Origin of the sequence: Streptomyces shenzhenensis, from assembly GCF_021462265.1 — a bacterium.
Classification (GTDB): domain Bacteria; phylum Actinomycetota; class Actinomycetes; order Streptomycetales; family Streptomycetaceae; genus Streptomyces; species Streptomyces shenzhenensis.
Window position 1 is genome coordinate 132,604 of the sequence record NZ_JAJONF010000012.1, and the last position, 16,052, is coordinate 148,655.

12 protein-coding genes and 1 riboswitch are annotated in these 16,052 nt (G+C 72.4%); of the genes, 3 read left to right on the forward strand and 9 right to left on the reverse strand.

The window, feature by feature from the left end; translation table 11 throughout:
- Window positions 1-7: 7 nt before the first annotated feature.
- From LQ326_RS18205 to LQ326_RS18230, 6 genes are read right to left on the reverse strand one after another with little or no spacing between them, the layout of a single operon-like run.
- Window positions 8-1,114 (reverse strand): XdhC family protein, encoded by a 1,107-nt coding sequence (locus tag LQ326_RS18205; RefSeq protein WP_234538013.1) that lies wholly within the window; start codon window positions 1,112-1,114, stop codon window positions 8-10.
- On the reverse strand, window positions 1,107-2,279 hold the full coding sequence (locus LQ326_RS18210; RefSeq protein WP_234538015.1) for a vWA domain-containing protein: 1,173 nt from the start codon (window positions 2,277-2,279) through the stop codon (window positions 1,107-1,109). Before LQ326_RS18210 ends, LQ326_RS18205 begins: the two co-directional genes overlap by 8 nt.
- Window positions 2,280-2,285: 6 nt before the next feature.
- Window positions 2,286-3,161: an AAA family ATPase gene (locus LQ326_RS18215; protein ID WP_234538017.1), complete on the reverse strand. Its 876-nt coding sequence runs from the start codon at window positions 3,159-3,161 to the stop codon at window positions 2,286-2,288.
- Between the two features lie 15 nt (window positions 3,162-3,176).
- On the reverse strand, window positions 3,177-4,031 hold the full coding sequence (locus LQ326_RS18220; protein WP_234538018.1) for an FAD binding domain-containing protein: 855 nt from the start codon (window positions 4,029-4,031) through the stop codon (window positions 3,177-3,179).
- Window positions 4,028-6,508, reverse strand: coding sequence for a xanthine dehydrogenase family protein molybdopterin-binding subunit (locus LQ326_RS18225; protein ID WP_234538021.1), 2,481 nt, complete (start codon window positions 6,506-6,508; stop codon window positions 4,028-4,030). Before LQ326_RS18225 ends, LQ326_RS18220 begins: the two co-directional genes overlap by 4 nt.
- Window positions 6,505-6,987: a (2Fe-2S)-binding protein gene (locus LQ326_RS18230; protein ID WP_234538024.1), complete on the reverse strand. Its 483-nt coding sequence runs from the start codon at window positions 6,985-6,987 to the stop codon at window positions 6,505-6,507. Before LQ326_RS18230 ends, LQ326_RS18225 begins: the two co-directional genes overlap by 4 nt.
- Before the next feature lie 823 nt (window positions 6,988-7,810).
- Here LQ326_RS18230 and LQ326_RS18235 point away from each other — a divergent pair.
- Window positions 7,811-9,667 (forward strand): cellulase family glycosylhydrolase, encoded by a 1,857-nt coding sequence (locus LQ326_RS18235; RefSeq protein WP_234538026.1) that lies wholly within the window; start codon window positions 7,811-7,813, stop codon window positions 9,665-9,667.
- 70 nt (window positions 9,668-9,737) lie between these two features.
- On the opposite strand, the gene LQ326_RS18240 is transcribed toward LQ326_RS18235, so the two are convergent.
- Window positions 9,738-10,985: a YncE family protein gene (locus LQ326_RS18240; RefSeq protein ID WP_234538028.1), complete on the reverse strand. Its 1,248-nt coding sequence runs from the start codon at window positions 10,983-10,985 to the stop codon at window positions 9,738-9,740.
- Window positions 10,986-11,158: 173 nt separating this feature from the next.
- Here LQ326_RS18240 and LQ326_RS18245 point away from each other — a divergent pair, with 173 nt between their 5' ends.
- On the forward strand, window positions 11,159-11,818 hold the full coding sequence (locus LQ326_RS18245; RefSeq protein WP_234538030.1) for a TetR/AcrR family transcriptional regulator: 660 nt from the start codon (window positions 11,159-11,161) through the stop codon (window positions 11,816-11,818).
- A gap of 302 nt (window positions 11,819-12,120) precedes the next feature.
- On the forward strand, window positions 12,121-14,100 hold the full coding sequence (locus LQ326_RS18250) for a ricin-type beta-trefoil lectin domain protein (RefSeq protein WP_234538032.1): 1,980 nt from the start codon (window positions 12,121-12,123) through the stop codon (window positions 14,098-14,100).
- Between the two features lie 352 nt (window positions 14,101-14,452).
- Here the strand turns inward: LQ326_RS18250 and LQ326_RS18260 are convergent, their stop codons facing one another.
- A complete protein-coding gene (locus LQ326_RS18260; RefSeq protein WP_234538034.1) occupies window positions 14,453-15,301 on the reverse strand; it encodes a bifunctional 5,10-methylenetetrahydrofolate dehydrogenase/5,10-methenyltetrahydrofolate cyclohydrolase in 849 nt (282 codons plus the stop codon).
- A 25-nt stretch (window positions 15,302-15,326) separates the two neighbouring features.
- Window positions 15,327-15,409: riboswitch (ZMP/ZTP riboswitch) on the reverse strand.
- 171 nt (window positions 15,410-15,580) lie between these two features.
- Window positions 15,581-15,946, reverse strand: coding sequence for a nuclear transport factor 2 family protein (locus LQ326_RS18265; RefSeq protein ID WP_234538036.1), 366 nt, complete (start codon window positions 15,944-15,946; stop codon window positions 15,581-15,583).
- Between the last annotated feature and the right edge of the window lie 106 nt (window positions 15,947-16,052).

Genomic DNA, 16,052 nt, shown 5'->3' on the forward strand with positions numbered 1-16,052 from the left:
CTGGCAGTCAGCGGACGGCCGGTGCGTGGATGGCGCCGGTGGTGGTGACCAGGGGCGCCCCGCTGCCGCCCCAGCGCAGGGCGACGATCTCGGCGGCGACGGACACGGCGACCTCCTCGGGGGTACGGGCGCCGAGGTCGAGGCCGAGCGGTGAGCGCAGCCGGGACAGCTCGGCCTCGGTGAGACCGGCCTCGGCCAGCCGGTCGCGCCGCTCGTCGTGGGTCCTGCGGCTGCCCATCGCCCCGATGTAGGCGGCCGGCCGGCGCAGCGCCTCCTCCAGCAGCGGCACGTCGAACTTCGGGTCGTGGGTGAGGACGCAGATCACCGTGCGGTCGTCGGTGACCGTCCCGCTGAGATAGCGGTGCGGCCAGTCGACGACGACCTCGACGGCGGCCGGGAAGCGCTTGGGGGTGGCGAAGACGGGGCGGGCGTCGCAGACGGTGACCCGGTAGCCGAGGAAGTCGCCGATGCGGGCCACCGCCGCCGCGTAGTCGATCGCGCCGAAGACCAGCATCCGGGGCGGCGGCGCGAACGACTCCAGGAACACGGTGACCGCGTCCTCGCGGCGTTCGCCGTGCGGCCCGTAGTGCCGCAGGACGGAGGCGCCCAGGGCGAGTTCGCCGCGCGCGTCGGCGGTGACGGCGACGTCGAGGCCGGCCGTGCCGAGGGTACCGGCCGTCCGCTCCGGCCAGACCGCGAGCGTGGCGCCCCGCGGCGCGGGTCCGTCCACCACCGTGGCCACGGTCACCGGCTCGCCCGCCTCGACCGACCCGGCGACCGCGCCGAACGCCGGGTCCGAGCCCGCGGTCACCGGCCGGACCAGCAGGGTGATCTCGCCGCCGCAGGTCAGCCCGACCGCGAACGCGTCCGCGTCGCTGTAGCCGAACGTCTGCAACCGGGGCTCACCGGTCGCGACGACCTCCCGCGCCAGCTCGAAGACGGCGCCCTCGACACAGCCGCCGGACACGCTGCCCACCACCTCGTCGTCCGGCCCCACCGCCATGGCCGCACCGGGGCCGCGCGGCGCGCTGCGGCTGACCGCGACCACCGTGGCGAGGCCGAACGGGGTCCCGGCCGCGTGCCACCCGGCCAGCGTCGGCAGAATCTCACGCACCGTCCGCTCCCTTCCCCGGGCCGGCCCCGGCCCGCGCCCCGCGCACCACCGCGGCCAGCCGCTCCAGTGCCGCCAGGCTGTGCCCCTCGACGAAGACGTCGACGCTGGGCAGCGCCGCCGCCATCCCGGCCGCCAGCGGCGCGTAACCGGGCCGTGCCTTGCGGGGGTTGGCCCAGACCACCTGGTGGGCCAGGGCGTGCAGCAGGCGCATCTGCCGACCGAGCAGCTCGGGATCGCCGCGCTCCCAGCCGTCCGAGAGCAGGACGACGACCGCGCCCCGCGCCATGCCGCGGCGCCCCCACCGGTCGAGGAACTCGCGCAGCAGCTCGCCGAGTCGGGTGCCGCCGCGCCAGTCCGGGACCGCGGCCGCGACCTGAGCCATCGCCAGGTTCGGGTCCCGGTGGGACAGTTCGCGGGTGACGCGGGTCAGCCGGGTGCCGACGGTGAACACCTCCGCGCGGCCCGCGCGCACCGCCGCGTGCGCGAACCGCAGCAGCGCGTCGGCGTACGGCCCCATCGAACCGCTCACGTCGACGAGGAGCACCACCCGGCGCGGCCGGGTCACCCGCGCGTGCCGCCGCAGCAGGGCAGGTTCCCCGCCACGCCGCAGCAACTCCCGTACCGTACGACGCGGATCGACCTCCCCGCGCCGGGCGGGCCGCCGCCGCGCGGAGCGCCGGGTCTGCCCCGTCAGGGTGAACGCGGCCAGCAGGCGGCGCAGTTGGGTCCGTTCGGCCGCGTCCAGCTCGCTCACGTCGCGGTGCCGCAGGACTTCGGCGGAGCCGGCGAGGACGGCGGTGGGCGGTCCCGGCGGCTCGCTCTCCCCACCGGTACGGGGTGCCGTGGCCGTCTCCCGGGCGACGAGCCGCAGTCGCGCGGGGGGAGCGGTGCGCACCGGCTGCCGGGAGGGGGCGCCGGCCGGCCCGAAGTACGCGGCGAACACCCTCTCGTACCGCTCCAGGTCGTCATGGCCGCCGCACAGCGTCGCACGCCCCGCCCAGTACACGTCCGAGCGCATCCCCGGCCGCAGGGCGGCCACGGCACGCAGGAACGCGTACCCGCGCTCGGCGCTCGCGTCCACTCCCGCCGCCCGCAACGCCCTTACGAAGCCGAGCAGTACGGCGTCCGCCGGTACCCCGGCCGTGCCGGGCAGCGCAGTGCCCATGCCTGGTCACCCGCCCCGGGCCGCGAGGACCGCCGAGAGATCGAGCCCCCGGGCCCGTTCCGTGTCCTCCCGGTACTTCAGCACCGAACCCAGCGTCGCCACGGCCAGTTCGGCGTCCACCTCGTCCGCCCCCAGCGCGTCCAGCGCCTCCGCCCAGTCCAGCGTCTCCGCCACCCCGGGCGGTTTGACCAGGTCCGCGCCGCGCAGCGCCTGCACCAGCGCCGTGACCTGCTCGGCCAGCCGGGCCGACACCCGCGGCAACCGGCTGCGCACGATGGCCAGTTCGCGGGCGAAGGAGGGATGGTCGAACCAGTGGTAGAGGCACCGCCGTTTCAGCGCGTCGTGCACCTCCCGGGTCCGGTTCGAGGTCAGGACGACCACCGGCGGGACCTCGGCCCGCAGCGTGCCCAGTTCGGGGATCGTCACCGAGTACTCGGACAGCAGCTCGAGGAGGAACGCCTCGAACTCGTCGTCGGCCCGGTCGATCTCGTCGACCAGCAGCACCGACGGATGCCGCTGGAGGGCCAGCAGCAGCGGCCGGGCGATCAGGAAACGCCGGTCGTACAGCTCGCTTTCCAGCCGGTCCGCGTCCCGCACGCCCGCGGCCTCGGCGGCCCGCAGGTGCAGCAGCTGGCGCGGGAAGTCCCAGTCGTACAGGGCCTGCGAGGCGTCGATGCCCTCGTGGCACTGGAGCCGGATGAGCTGCGCCCCGAGCGCCTCGGCGAGGGCGGCGGCGAGCGCGGTCTTGCCCACGCCGGCGTCACCCTCGCAGAACAGCGGCCGGTGCAGTCTGAGGGCCAGGAAGCAGGTGACGGCGAGCCCCTCGTCGACGAGGTACCCCGTCTCCGCCAGGCGGGCCCCCACCTGCTCCGGGTCGTCCATCGGGGGAATCGGCGCTCACCCCATTCCACCGGCGGTCAGCACCGCCCGCCTGGTCAGCACCCGCGCGAGGTGCTCCCGGTACTCGGGCGAGGCCGACAGGTCCTGGGACGGCCGGGTGCCCTCGGCCGCGGCCTCGGCGGCACGGGCCACGGCCTGCGGGCCGTCGGCACCGGACAGCGCCTGCTCGGCCGCGGTGGCCCGCAACGGCGTGGAGCCCATGTTGGTCAGCCCGATCCGCGCCTCGGCGATGTGCCCGTCGTCGCGCCGCACCAGCGCCGCGACCCCGACGATGGCCCAGGACTGGGCGACCGCGTGGAACTTCTCGTAGTGGAAGCCCCAGCCGTCCGTCTTCGGGATCCGTACCTCCACCAGCAGTTCGTCGGGCGCGAGCGCCGACTGGAGGTAGTCCACGAAGAAGTCCCGGGCCGGGATCGTGCGCCGGCCGCCCGGCCCGGCGACGACCAGTTCGGCGTCGAGGGCGAGCGCCACGGCGGGCAGGTCCCCGGCCGGGTCGGCGTGCGCGAGGGAGCCGCCGAGGGTGCCGCGGTGCCGTACGGCGGGGTCGGCGACGGTGGCCGTCGCCGCCGCCAGCAGCCCGGCGTGCCGTCGTACCAGCGGGTCGTGGACGACATCGTGGTGGGTGGTCAGCGCGCCGATGGCGAGCGTGTCGCCGTCCTCACGGACCCCGCGCAGCTGCGGGATCCGGCCGACGTCCACGAGCAGCTCCGGGAAGGCGAGCCGCAGCCGCAGCAACGGCAGCAGGCTCTGCCCGCCGGCCAGCACCTTCGCCTCCTCACCCGCGTCGGCGAGGGCGCGCACCGCCTCGTCGACGCCGGTCGGGCGGGTGTAGTCGAACGCGGGGGGAATCATCCGGAACCCTCCTCACCGTACTGACCCAGGTCGCCGGACCGGGCGGCCGGCCCGGACTGCCCCGACCGCGCCGGCCCGGTGCCGCCGGCCTCGGCGCCGGCACCGGCCCGGCCGGCGTCCCGTACGGCCTGCCACACCCGGTGCGGCGAGCACGGCATCCGTACGTCGGTGACGCCCAGCGGACGCAGTGCGTCCACCACGGCGTTGACCACCGCGGGCGTCGACGCGATCGTCCCGGCCTCGCCGACCCCCTTGACCCCCATGGCGTTCGAGGCCGCCGGGGTCTCCGTGCGGTCGGTGACGAAGTCCGGCAGGTCCGCCGCCGACGGCACGAGGTAGTCGGCCATGGTCCCGGAGACGAGGTTGCCCTCGTCGTCGTAGACGGCCTCCTCGTACAGCGCCTGCGCGATGCCCTGCGCGAGACCGCCGTGCACCTGGCCCTCGACGATCATCGGGTTGACGACATGACCGACGTCGTCCACGCACACGTACGACCTGATCTTCGTCTTGCCGGTCTCCGTGTCGATCTCGACCGCGCACAGGTGGGTACCGTGCGGGTAGGAGAAGTTCTCCGGGTCGACCACCGTCTCGGCGTTGATGGACGGTTCCACACCGTCGGGCAGGTCGTGGCTGGTGAACGCCTCGAAGGCGATCTCCTGGATGGTCCTGCGCGCCTCGGGCGAGCCCTTCACGGCGAACACGCCGTCCGTGAACTCCAGGTCCTGCTCGCTGGCCTCCAGCAGATGCGCGGCGACCTTGCGCGCCTTGTCGACCACCTTCACCGCCGCCCGGTGCACGGCCTCGCCGCCCACGGCCAGCGACCGCGAGCCGTAGGTGTCCATGCCCTGCGGCGAGGACCGGGTGTCGCCGTGCACCACCTCGACGTCGTCGAACGGCACGCCCAGCACGTCGGCCGCGATCTGGCTCCAGCAGGTCTCGTGGCCCTGCCCGTGCGGACTGGTGCCGGTGACCACCTCGACCTTCCCGGTGGGCAGCATGCGGATGCTCGCCGCCTCCCAGCCGCCGGCCCCGTACCTGAGGTCGCGCAGCACCCGGCTGGGCGCGAGACCGCACATCTCCGTGAAGGTCGACACGCCGATCCCGAGGCGTACGGTGTCGCCGCGTTCGTTGCGCTCGTGCTGTTCGGCGCGCAGCTCGTCGTAGCCGAACAGGGCGAGGGCCCTGTCCGTGGCGGCCTCGTAGTTGCCGCTGTCGTAGGTCAGCCCGGCGATCGTGGTGTACGGGAACTCCTCGTGCCGGATCCAGTTCCGGCGCCGCAGCTCCACGGGGTCCAGGCCGAGTTCGGCGGCCAGGTCGTCCATGATCCGCTCGATGGCGAAGGTCGCCTCCGGGCGCCCGGCGCCGCGGTAGGCGTCGGTGGGGGTGCGGGTGGTGAAGACGCCGGTGCAGGTGAACTCGTACGCGTCCATCTTGTAGATCGCCGGGTACATGAACGCGCCGAGGATCGGGATGCCCGGGGTGACCAGCATCAGGTAGGCGCCCATGTCGGCGATCAGGTCCACCTTCAGGCCGAGCAGCCTGCCCTCGCGGGTGGCGGCGACCTCGATGTCCTGGATCATGCCGCGGCCGTGATGGGTGGCCAGGTAGCCCTCGGAGCGGGACTCCGTCCACTTCACGGGGCGGCCCAGCTTGCGGGCGACGGCCAGCGCGATGGCCTCCTCGCCGTACACCTGGAGCTTGGAGCCGAAGCCGCCGCCCACGTCCGGGGCGATCACCCGGAGCTTGTGCTCGGGGATCCCGGTGACGGTAGCCAGCATGATCCGCAGGATGTGCGGGATCTGGGTCGCCGAGTGGACCGTGTACTCGCCGGATGCGGCGATCGGGGTGACCACGACCGCGCGCGGTTCCATGGCGTTGGGGATCAGCCGCTGCTGGTGGTAACGGCGCCGGAGGGTCACCTCGGCGCGCTGCCGCACCGACTCGAAGTTCTCGCCGGTGGCGAGCGGCCAGGTGTAGCAGCGGTTGGTGCCCTTGTCGGAGTGGACCAGCGGGGCGTCGTCCGCCAGCGCGGTCTCCAGGTCGAGGACCGGGGGCAGCGGATCGTAGTCGACCTCGATCGCCTCCAGCGCGTCGGCGGCGGCGTACCGGTCGCGGGCCACCACGACGGCCACCGGGTCGCCGGCGTGCCGGACCTCGTGGACGGCGATCGGCGGGTGGTCGGGCAGCACGATGTCCTCGGTCACCGGCCAGGCGCAGGGCAGCGAGCCGAGGCCCTCGGCGAGGTCGCCGCCGGCGAACGCGGCGATGACCCCGGGGCGTTCGAGGGCGGGGGAGACGTCCACGCGGGTGATGCGGGCGTGTGCCATCGGGCTGCGCAGGACGGCCAGGTGGAGCAGTCCGGCGACCTGGATGTTGTCGGTCCAGTTGGTCTGGCCGGTGATCAGCCGGGCGTCCTCCTTGCGCAGCCGGGCGCGGCCGATCTCGGGTGCTGCGGCATTCACGGCCTGGTCGGTCATGCCGTGGCCTCCTCGGGTACCTGTTGCCCGGAGGCGGCGAGCACCGCGCGGACGATGTTCTGGTAGCCGGTGCACCGGCACAGGTTGCCCTCCAGGGCCTGCCGGACCTCCTGGGCGGACGGCTGCGGGTTCTCGCGCAGCAGATCCCGTGCCGCCATGATCATCCCGGGCGTGCAGTAGCCGCACTGCAGCCCGTGCCGCTCGTGGAAGGCCCGCTGCAGCGCCGTCCACTCCCCGTTCGCGGACAGCCCCTGGACGGTGGTCACCGTGCAGCCGTCCGCCTGGACGGCCAGTACCGAGCAACTCTTGGCACTCGCCCCGTCCAGTTCGACCGTGCACGCGCCGCAGTTCGAGGTGTCGCAGCCGATCGGGGTGCCGGTCAGGCCGAGACGGTCGCGCAGGTAGTGGGCCAGCAGCAGACGGGGTTCGACCTCGTCGTCGTAGAGCGTGCCGTCCACCGTCACCTTGATGTGGGTCATGTGCCCTCCAGGCCGTGCGGGGCAGGGAAGAGGGATCTTCGCAAGACTGCGTGATGTAGGTCACTCTAGGGCCGTGGGGAGGCCCCGGCGAGTGCTGCGGCGGGCTCACTGTCCTGGCCGCTGTGCGGCGAGAGCGTGGACTGCCGACCGGACGCCCCGGCGGCGGGGCCGCCTTTCCTGGACGAGGATCCCACCCGGCGACGGCAGGCGGGCCGGGCGGCCCGCCGGTCACACCGGCGCGGCGGCCCTCGAACCCGCCGCCAGGCCGGCCGGGACCGCGGCCGTGCGTGCGGCCGCCCGGCAACTCCGCGCCACGCCGGCGGAGGCGCCCGACGCGCTCACCGAGACGGGCTCCCGCGCGGCGGCCGGCCGCGACGACCCGCGGCCGCCGGACGGAGGAGCCGAGGGCACACGGCGACCGGTCCGGTACGGTGCCGCACCCGACGGGGTACCGGCCGGGCTGAGTCACCGGCGACGCGGCAGGTCCGAAGAAGGGTTCCGGGCCCGGAAGGCCGAGCTCGACCGTACCGAGGGCACGGTCAGGCCGCCCCGCGCCGGCGGCGGCCCTCATGCCGGCACGGGAGTCCGGCGTTGACCCGTTCCCCGCGCCGCGAAGACCAGGCCACGGCGCCCGGGCCCGGCGCACTGCCGACGGGGCTGACCCGAGCGCGGTCCGCTCAGTCGCGAGGAGCACCCGCTGACCCTCACCGGCCGAGCGGGTGGATGGGGGAGAAGTGCGCGGCTGGGGAACAAGTGCCGGGCAGGTATCGAACTTACTCGCGAGTCAGAAGTATTGACTGTGTCCGGAGATCACCCGACTGTGATGGACATGACGAATATCCGGGCACGGCTGATCGTTGTCCTGGTTGTCCTCTGTGGATTCCTCGCGGTGGCGGGCACCCCGTCCGCCACCGCCGCCACCCCGTCCGACTCCCTCTGGTTCGACGGCACCGCCCTCACCGTGCAGAACGGCCGTTTCGTCGACGGCCAGGGCCGTGAGGTCGTGCTGCGCGGCTACAACGTCTCCGGCGAGACCAAGCTGGAGGAGAACAGCGGCCTGCCCTTCGCCTCCGTCGCCGACGCGGCGAAGTCCGCCACCGCGCTGCGCGCCCTCGGCGGCGGCAACGCGGTGCGCTTCCTGCTCTCCTGGGCGCACGCCGAACCCGTCCAGGGCCAGGTCGACACCGGCTACCTGGCCGCCGTGACCGCGCAGATGCAGGCGTTCCTCGACGCCGGCATCCGCGTCTTCCCCGACTTCCACCAGGACCTGTACTCGCGCTACCTGTTCAACTCGGGCAGCTGGTACACCGGCGACGGTGCCCCCGAGTGGGCGGTGGAACTGGGGAACTACCCGGCCGAATCCTGCGGCATCTGCCTCTTCTGGGGCCAGAACATCACCCAGAACACGGCCGTCCAGGACGCCCAGTACGACTTCTGGCACAACAACCACGGCCTCCAGGACGCCTTCCTGGCCACCGCCCAGACCACCATGACCTACCTGGCCCAGCACCTGACGTCCGACGAGTTCGCCGGCGTGGTCGGCTTCGACCCGTACAACGAGCCGTACGCCGGCAGCTACGACTCCGGGGAGACCTCCCGCACCTGGGAGCAGAACCGGCTGTGGCCCTTCTACCAGAAGTTCCGGGCCCGGATGGACGCGGCCGGCTGGAGCGGCAAGCCCGCCCTGGTCGAGCCCAACCTCTACTGGAACGGCAACGTCACCCACCAGGAGGGCGGCCTGCTGGACACGGGCACGCTCGGCTCGCGGTACGTCTTCAACACCCACTTCTACGACCAGAAGGCGATCTCCGGAATCCTGATGTGGGGCAACGCCTCCGACGGCCAGTACTCGACCGACTTCGGCACCGTCCGGGACCGGGCGTCGGCCGCGGGAACGACGGCGATCGTCAGCGAGTTCGGGCATCCGCTGTCCGGTACCACCTCCGGCAAGGCGCCGACCGTCGACAAGGCGATGTACCAGGCCCTCGACTCCCGCCTCTCCGGGGCGAACTGGTGGTCCACGCCGGCCTCCTCCGGACCGGTGCTGTCCGGAACCCAGTGGCAGTGGGACATCTACAACGGCCGCCACCACGAGCTGATGAACGGCAATGCAAGCAAGGTCCTCACCTCCGGTGACGCCTGGAACGACGAGGACCTCTCGGCCGTGAACATGACCGCCTCGGGCACCGTGACGCTCCGTCAGGACGCCCGGCTGCTCGACCGGGTCTACCCGAGCGCCACCTCGGGCAGCACCCTCGCCTTCACCTACGAGGACCGCTCCCGGGACGGGTCCACGACCCTGACCTGGAACCCGGTGCCCAGCTCGCTGCCGAACGTGGCCGCGCTGGTCGGCTCCGGACAGTACGCCGTCCAGGTCTGGCGCTCCGGCAGCGCCACCGCACCGACCGAACTCCACCTCCCGGCCTCCTTCCCGGCCGCGTCCACGACGGTCGTCTCCGACCTGGGCACGGCCTACGCGCCCCCGTCGTACACGTCCTCGGCCCCGGTCGGCGTGGCGGCGGAACCGGGTGGGACGGGCAGCCGCCGACTGCTGCTCACCGACGCGGACTCCGGCGTGCTGCACTTCGCGCTGGTGACCAACGGGGCGACCTCGCCCGGCTCCGCCCTGCTGGGCGCGGCCAAGGCGGAACTGGCCGCCTGGGTGGCGGCGAAGTTCTGAACACCGCTTCGGCCTCCGGGGTGCCGCGCACCCCGGAGGCCGAAGACTACTGACGTACCGTCAACTGCTGTCAACTACCGGACGCACCGGTCCAGTCGGCCTGGACGTGGCCGAGCCGGACGCGCTGCGGGTGGTCGCCGACGGGCACCGAGGTCACCTTCTGGCCGGTGCTGAAGTCGATCGCGGTCACCTGGTCGGCGCCGCTCTCCGAGATGATGCAGTCCTTGCCGTCACCGCTGACCGTGGCCCAGTACGGCGTGGACGCCGTGATGAGCGGCCCCTCCTGCAGGGTGGCGCGGTCGACGATCGTGGCGTAGTTGTCCATCGTCCCGGCGACGCACAGCTTGGTGCCGTCCGGCTTCATCGAGATGCCGTGGTGACGCGAGTCGAGGAGCCAGGTGGTGCGGTCGGTGCTGGTCGCCGGGTTGGCCGGCAGCGTCTTCACCCGGGTGATCTTGTCGCTGGCGATGTCGTACTCCAGGAAGCCGTTGAAGAACGACACCTGGAAGTACATCTTCGACCAGTCGGGCGTGAAGGCCGCGGGCCGGATCGCGTCCGAGAAGTCCTTCAGGCCGATCGCGTCCAGCCGGGCCCGCATGTCGATGGTCTTGACCTGCTTGTAGGTGGTGGCGTCGGCGACGGTGATGTGGCGGTCGCCCTTGGTCCAGTCCCAGGACGGGTCGTCGAGCGAGGTGGTGACCTCGCCGATCGACATGTTCCAGATGTACTTGCCGTCGGGGCTGAAGACGTTCTCGTGCGGCTTGTCACCGGTGGCGAACTCGCCCAGCTCGGTGCCGGTGCTGATGTCCAGCACCTGCACCTTGTTCGCGGTGGACGCCGAGACCGCGACCTTCGTGCCGTCGGGGGAGACGGCCATGTGGTCGGCGCGGTAACCCGCCACCGGGAAGCGCCAGTTGATCTTGTCGGTGGCCAGGTCGATGGAGACGACGTCGGCGAAGCTCGGGCGGGAGACGACCACGGACTTGCCGTCCGGCGTGGAGTACATGTCGTCCACGTACTGGTCGTGGCCCTGGCCCACCTCGTTGCGGATCGATGTGAAGTAGATCCACTTGATCGGGTCGGCGTTGATCTCCGCGATCCGCGCGTCCTTGTCGGGTATGACGTTGATCTGGCCGACCTTGGCGAAGTCGCCGGACGAGTTCAGGACGGTCGCGGTGCCGTCCCAGTTGTTGCCGACGAACAACACCTCGCGCAGGGACGCGTCGCCCGCGGCGTGGGCGGCGGTCGCGGATGCGGCGACGGTCAGGACGAGGGCGGCGGCTACGGAGCAAAGGTGCCTGGATCTGAAGGCAGGCATGGCTGCTCTCTCCTCTGAGGGGGGGTGGGCGCGCGCGTACGGTCACAGGGTCACGGAAACTGAACACGGGCGCGTTCGAAGTAACTTACTGAAAAGTAAGGAAGGGGTGGATGACTTCACAAGAGGCGTACGCGAGAAAATTGACCATCGGGCGGTCGACGGAGGGGGCAGTCTTGGCGGGCAGGCTCAAGGCACCGACGGGTCGCTACGGCGGCCGGTCCGCCGAGGAACGCAAGGCCGAGCGGCGCCGGCGCTTCCTGGACGCTGCGCTACAGCTCTTCGGCGGCGCACCGGGGTTCCGTGCCACCACGGTGGCCGCGCTGAGCCAGGCGGCGGGTCTGTCGACCCGTCAGTTCTACGAGGAGTTCCAGACCCTGGAGGACGTGCTCGCCGCGCTGCACCTGGAGGTCAACGGGTGGGCGGAGCGGGCGGTGGTCGAGGCGTTCACCGAGGCGGAACCGTTGCCGCTGGTCGAGCGCGTGACGGTGCTGTTCCGGGCGTACGCCCGTGATGTCACGTCGGATCCGCGGCGCATCCGTGTCGCCTTCGTGGAGATCATCGGGGTGAGCCCGCGGCTGGAGGAGCAGCGGCTGGCGCGGCGGGCGCAGTGGGTGGAGCTGATATGCACCGAGGCGAACGCGGCCGTCGCGCGCGGTGAGGCGGCTCCGCGTGATTACCGGCTGGCCGCGACGGCGTTCATCGGCAGCGTGAACGGCTTGCTGCACGACTGGAGTGCGGGGCGGGTGGAAGCGAGTCTGGACGAGGTCGTGGAGGAGCTGGTGCGGTTGTTGGTGGGGACACTGCGGCCGGTGGGGTGGTCGCCCAAGGGGTGAGCCGCGTGGGGTCGTGGTGCGGGTGCGGGTGCGGGTGCGGGTGCGGGTGCGGCCTCGGCTTCGTTGTGGCCGGTCTCGCGCCCGCGCGGCGGAGTCGTACATCGGCACGGACCCGCGCCCCTGACAGGGCGCTCTTGGGGTGAACGACGCGAAGGATGGGGCGACTTCACGCCCGTCACAGCCGTTGACTTCACCCTCCGGCGGCTCTACCGTCGGCCCGCAACGCGTTCGGAACCCCGATCCATGTTCGAAATGTCGGACGCAAATGTCGCAACCCTCGCGCACCCCCGTGGAGGAGCCGCATGTACCCCCCGCCCAGACCGACCGGCAGAGGTCTCGTACGACACCTGCGGGCCGTCGCCGTACGCACCCTCGCCCTGACACTGACGGCCGCCGCCGCGCTCCTGTTCGCCGCGCCGGGGCCGGCCCGGGCGGCGACGACCCGGCAGATCCCGGTGCCCGCCGCCCCGATGGGCTGGGCCTCCTGGAACAGCTTCGCCTCGAAGATCGACTACGACGTCGTCAAGCAGCAGGTCGACGCGTTCGTCGCGGCGGGCCTTCCGGCCGCCGGCTACGACTACATCAACATCGACGAAGGCTGGTGGCAGGGCACCCGGGACAGCGCCGGCAACATCACCGTCGACACCGGTGAGTGGCCCGGCGGCATGAGCGCCATCGCCGACTACATCCACAGCAAGGGCCTCAAGGCCGGCATCTACACCGACGCGGGCGCCAACGGCTGCGGGTACTACTACCCGACCGGGCGCCCCGCCGCCGCGAACACCGGCAGCGAGGGCCACTACGACCAGGACATGCTCCAGTTCTCCGAGTGGGGCTTCGACTTCGTCAAGGTCGACTGGTGCGGCGGCGACGCCGAGGGCCTGGACGCGGCGACGGCGTACAAGTCGATCAGCTCCGCCGTCGCCGACGCCACCGCCGCCACCGGCCGTCCGCTGACCCTGTCCATCTGCAACTGGGGCTACCAGAACCCCTGGAACTGGGCGCCCGGACTCGCCCCCATGTGGCGGACCAGCACGGACATCTACTACTACGGCGGCACGGCGTCGCAGTCGGCGGTGCTGTCCAACTTCGACCAGAGCCTGCACCCGGCCGCTCAGCACACCGGCTACCACAACGACCCCGACATGCTCACCGTCGGCATGACCGGTCTCACGGCGGCCCAGAACCGCACCCACATGGCGCTGTGGGCGGTCTCCGGCGCCCCGCTGCTCGCCGGCAACGACCTCACCGCGATGACCGCCGAGACGGCCGCCATCCTCAAGGACTCCGACGTCATCGCCGTCGACCAGGACTCGCGCGGCCTGCAGGGCGTCAAGGTCGCCGAGGACACCACCGGGCTGCAGGTCTACGGCAAGGTGCTCTCCGGTACCGGCAACCGCGCGGTCGTCCTTCTCAACCGCACCTCCTCCGCCCAGAACATCACCGTCCGCTGGGCCGACCTCGGCCTGACCGGTGCCGCGGCGACCGTGCGGGACCTGTGGGCCCAGCAGGACCTCGGCTCGTACGCCACCGGCTACACGGCGAGCGTCCCGGCCGGCGGGTCGGTGATGCTCAAGGTCAGCGGCGGCACGGAGGCGGGCGGCACCGGCTACAGCGCCGCCGCCACCGGCAGGTACACCGGCGTGAGCGCCGCGAGTACCGGCCTGGACGTCGTCGACGTCGCCTACACCAACACCGGCTCCGCCGCCGTCACCGGCACCCTCCAGGTCAACGGCCAGACCCCGACCACGGTCTCCTTCCCGCCGACCGGGTCCTCGCCGGGGACCGTGTCCGTGCAGGTCGACCTGACCAAGGGAGCGGGCAACTCGCTGACGTTCAGCGGCGGTTCGCTGCCCACGCTCGGTGCGATCACGGTCAGCGCGGTGCCCGGCACCAACGGCAGCCTGATCGTGGGCAAGCAGTCCGGCCGCTGCGCCGACGTCTACGACAACACCATCAGCAACGGCACCCAGGCCGCGATCTGGGACTGCAACGGCGGCCAGAACCAGGCCTGGACGTACACCTCGCGCAAGGAGTTCGTGGTGTACGGCGACAAGTGCCTGGACGCGTACGACCAGGGCACGGCCAACGGCACCAAGGTCGTCATCTGGGACTGCAACGGGCAGAACAACCAGAAGTGGAACGTCAACTCGGACGGGACGATCACCAACGTCAACGCGGGGCTGTGCCTGGACGCGTACGGGGCGGCCACCGGTAACGGGACCTCGCTGGTGCTGTGGGCCTGCAACGGGGGGACCAATCAGCAGTGGGGGCTGAGCTGAGCCGGTGGTCGGTCGGGCGCGGGTGGGCTGTGACCGGCCGCGCGCGGCGCCAGCCGCATGTGGGTCACAGCCCCGCGCGCTTCTCAGGAGCGCCGACCTCACGGTGCCAGGATCACCAGGACCGCTGCCGTGCACAAGGAACCGATCGCTACGGCCGGTCAGGTCATCGACCGGCTGGGCCGCACCGGGCAGGCCTGTGTCCTCGACCGGGGCACCGGCGGTCGGCGGATGCCGATCCCGGCCCCGGCCACCGGCGCCGTACTCGGCCTGGAGACCACGTCACCCGGGAGATCCCGAGTGCGGGGTGCGGGCCGGGGACGTCATCGAATACCGCGCCTGGATGCGCCGACCCTCATGCCCCGAGCTGCCGGGCGGCCGCCGCCACCGTCTGCTCCAGCAGCACGGCGATGGTCATCGGGCCGACCCCGCCCGGCACCGGCGTGATCAGCGAGGCCCGCTCGACGGCGGTGTCGAAGTCGACGTCACCGACGTTGCCCTCGTTGTAACCGGCGTCGAGCACCACCGCGCCCGGCTTGATGTCCTGGCCCCGGATCAGCCGGGGCCGGCCGACGGCGGCGACCACGATGTCCGCCTCGCGGACGGCCGCCGACAGGTCGCGGGTGCGGGAGTGGCAGTAGGTGACGGTGGCGTCGCGGGCGAGCAGCAGCATGCCGGCCGGTTTGCCCAGGATCGCGCTGCGGCCCACGACCACCGCCCGCTTTCCGGCCGGGTCGATGTCATAGGCGTCGAGCAGGCGCAGGATGCCGCCGGGTGTGCAGGAGACGAAGCCGGGCAGGCCGAAGCTCATCGTCGCGAACGACGCGAAGGTCACGCCGTCCACGTCCTTCTCCGGCGCGATCGCCTCGAACGCGGCCCGCTCGTCGATGTGTTCGCCCACCGGGTGCTGGAGCAGGATGCCGTGCACCGCGGGGTCGGCGGACAACGCCCGCAGCTCGGCAACGAGTTCACCGGTGGTCGTGGTGGCGGGCAGGGCCACGTGCCGGGAGGCGATGCCCGCCTTGCGGCTGCGGTTCTGCTTCATCCGGACGTAGGTGACGGAGGCGGGGTCCGCGCCGACCAGCACGGTGGCCAGACACGGCGTGACACCGGTCCGTGCGGTGAGGACGGCGGCCTGCTTCGCGGTCTCCTCGACGATCCGGCGGGCGACGGCGGTGCCGTCCATGAGGCGGGCCTGGGGCATGGGGCAGCTCCTGAGCTGGTTCGGCCTTGATCGCCCAGGCGCACGGCATCGACGGTGCGGTCCGCTCCCCGGTGGTGCTCCACCTCAGCGCCAGTCACGGCCCGCCCTCAGGGTAACCGAGAGGCGCGGGCCTCCCGCGGCAGCGCGCGGTCCGCAGGAGCCTCCGCGGCAGTGCGGCGCACGCGCGAGGCCATGCGCGGCGGGTGTGAACGAGCGCCCCCGCGCCGAGAAGGTCCAGGTCAACCCGGGCGCCGGCCTGGACGCGCCCTGTCCTCCCGATCACTCGTCCCAGGCCTGGATCATGATCTGCTCGGCGATCTTGCCGTCGCGCAGCGTGATCATCGACTCGGTGAGCACCCGGACCCCGTCCGCGTACTCGCAGGACTCGCTGTAGGCGGCCTTGTCGCCCTGGACGATGCACTGGTCCAGGGTGTGCGTCATGTCGCGGCTGTAGACGTCGTCCAGCAGCGCGGCGATGTCCGGGCGGCCGTGCAGGATCCTGGGGTGGCTGGGCTGCGTGTCGCGGTCGATGATGCGGATCTCCGCGTCGTCCGTGTAGAGCGCGAGGAGGGTGTTCCCGGTGTTCCCCTCTATGGCCCGGCGCAGCGTGTCGGTGTCGAACGTGGGGCCGGTCGCGGTGCCCATGGTGACCTCCTGCGGGAGCCCGCGACCCGATGCGGACGGGCCGCGTGAGCCCCTCACATCGAGCGTCCTCCGCCCCGCCGGGCTCGGCAAGCGCAGGCCGCGCACT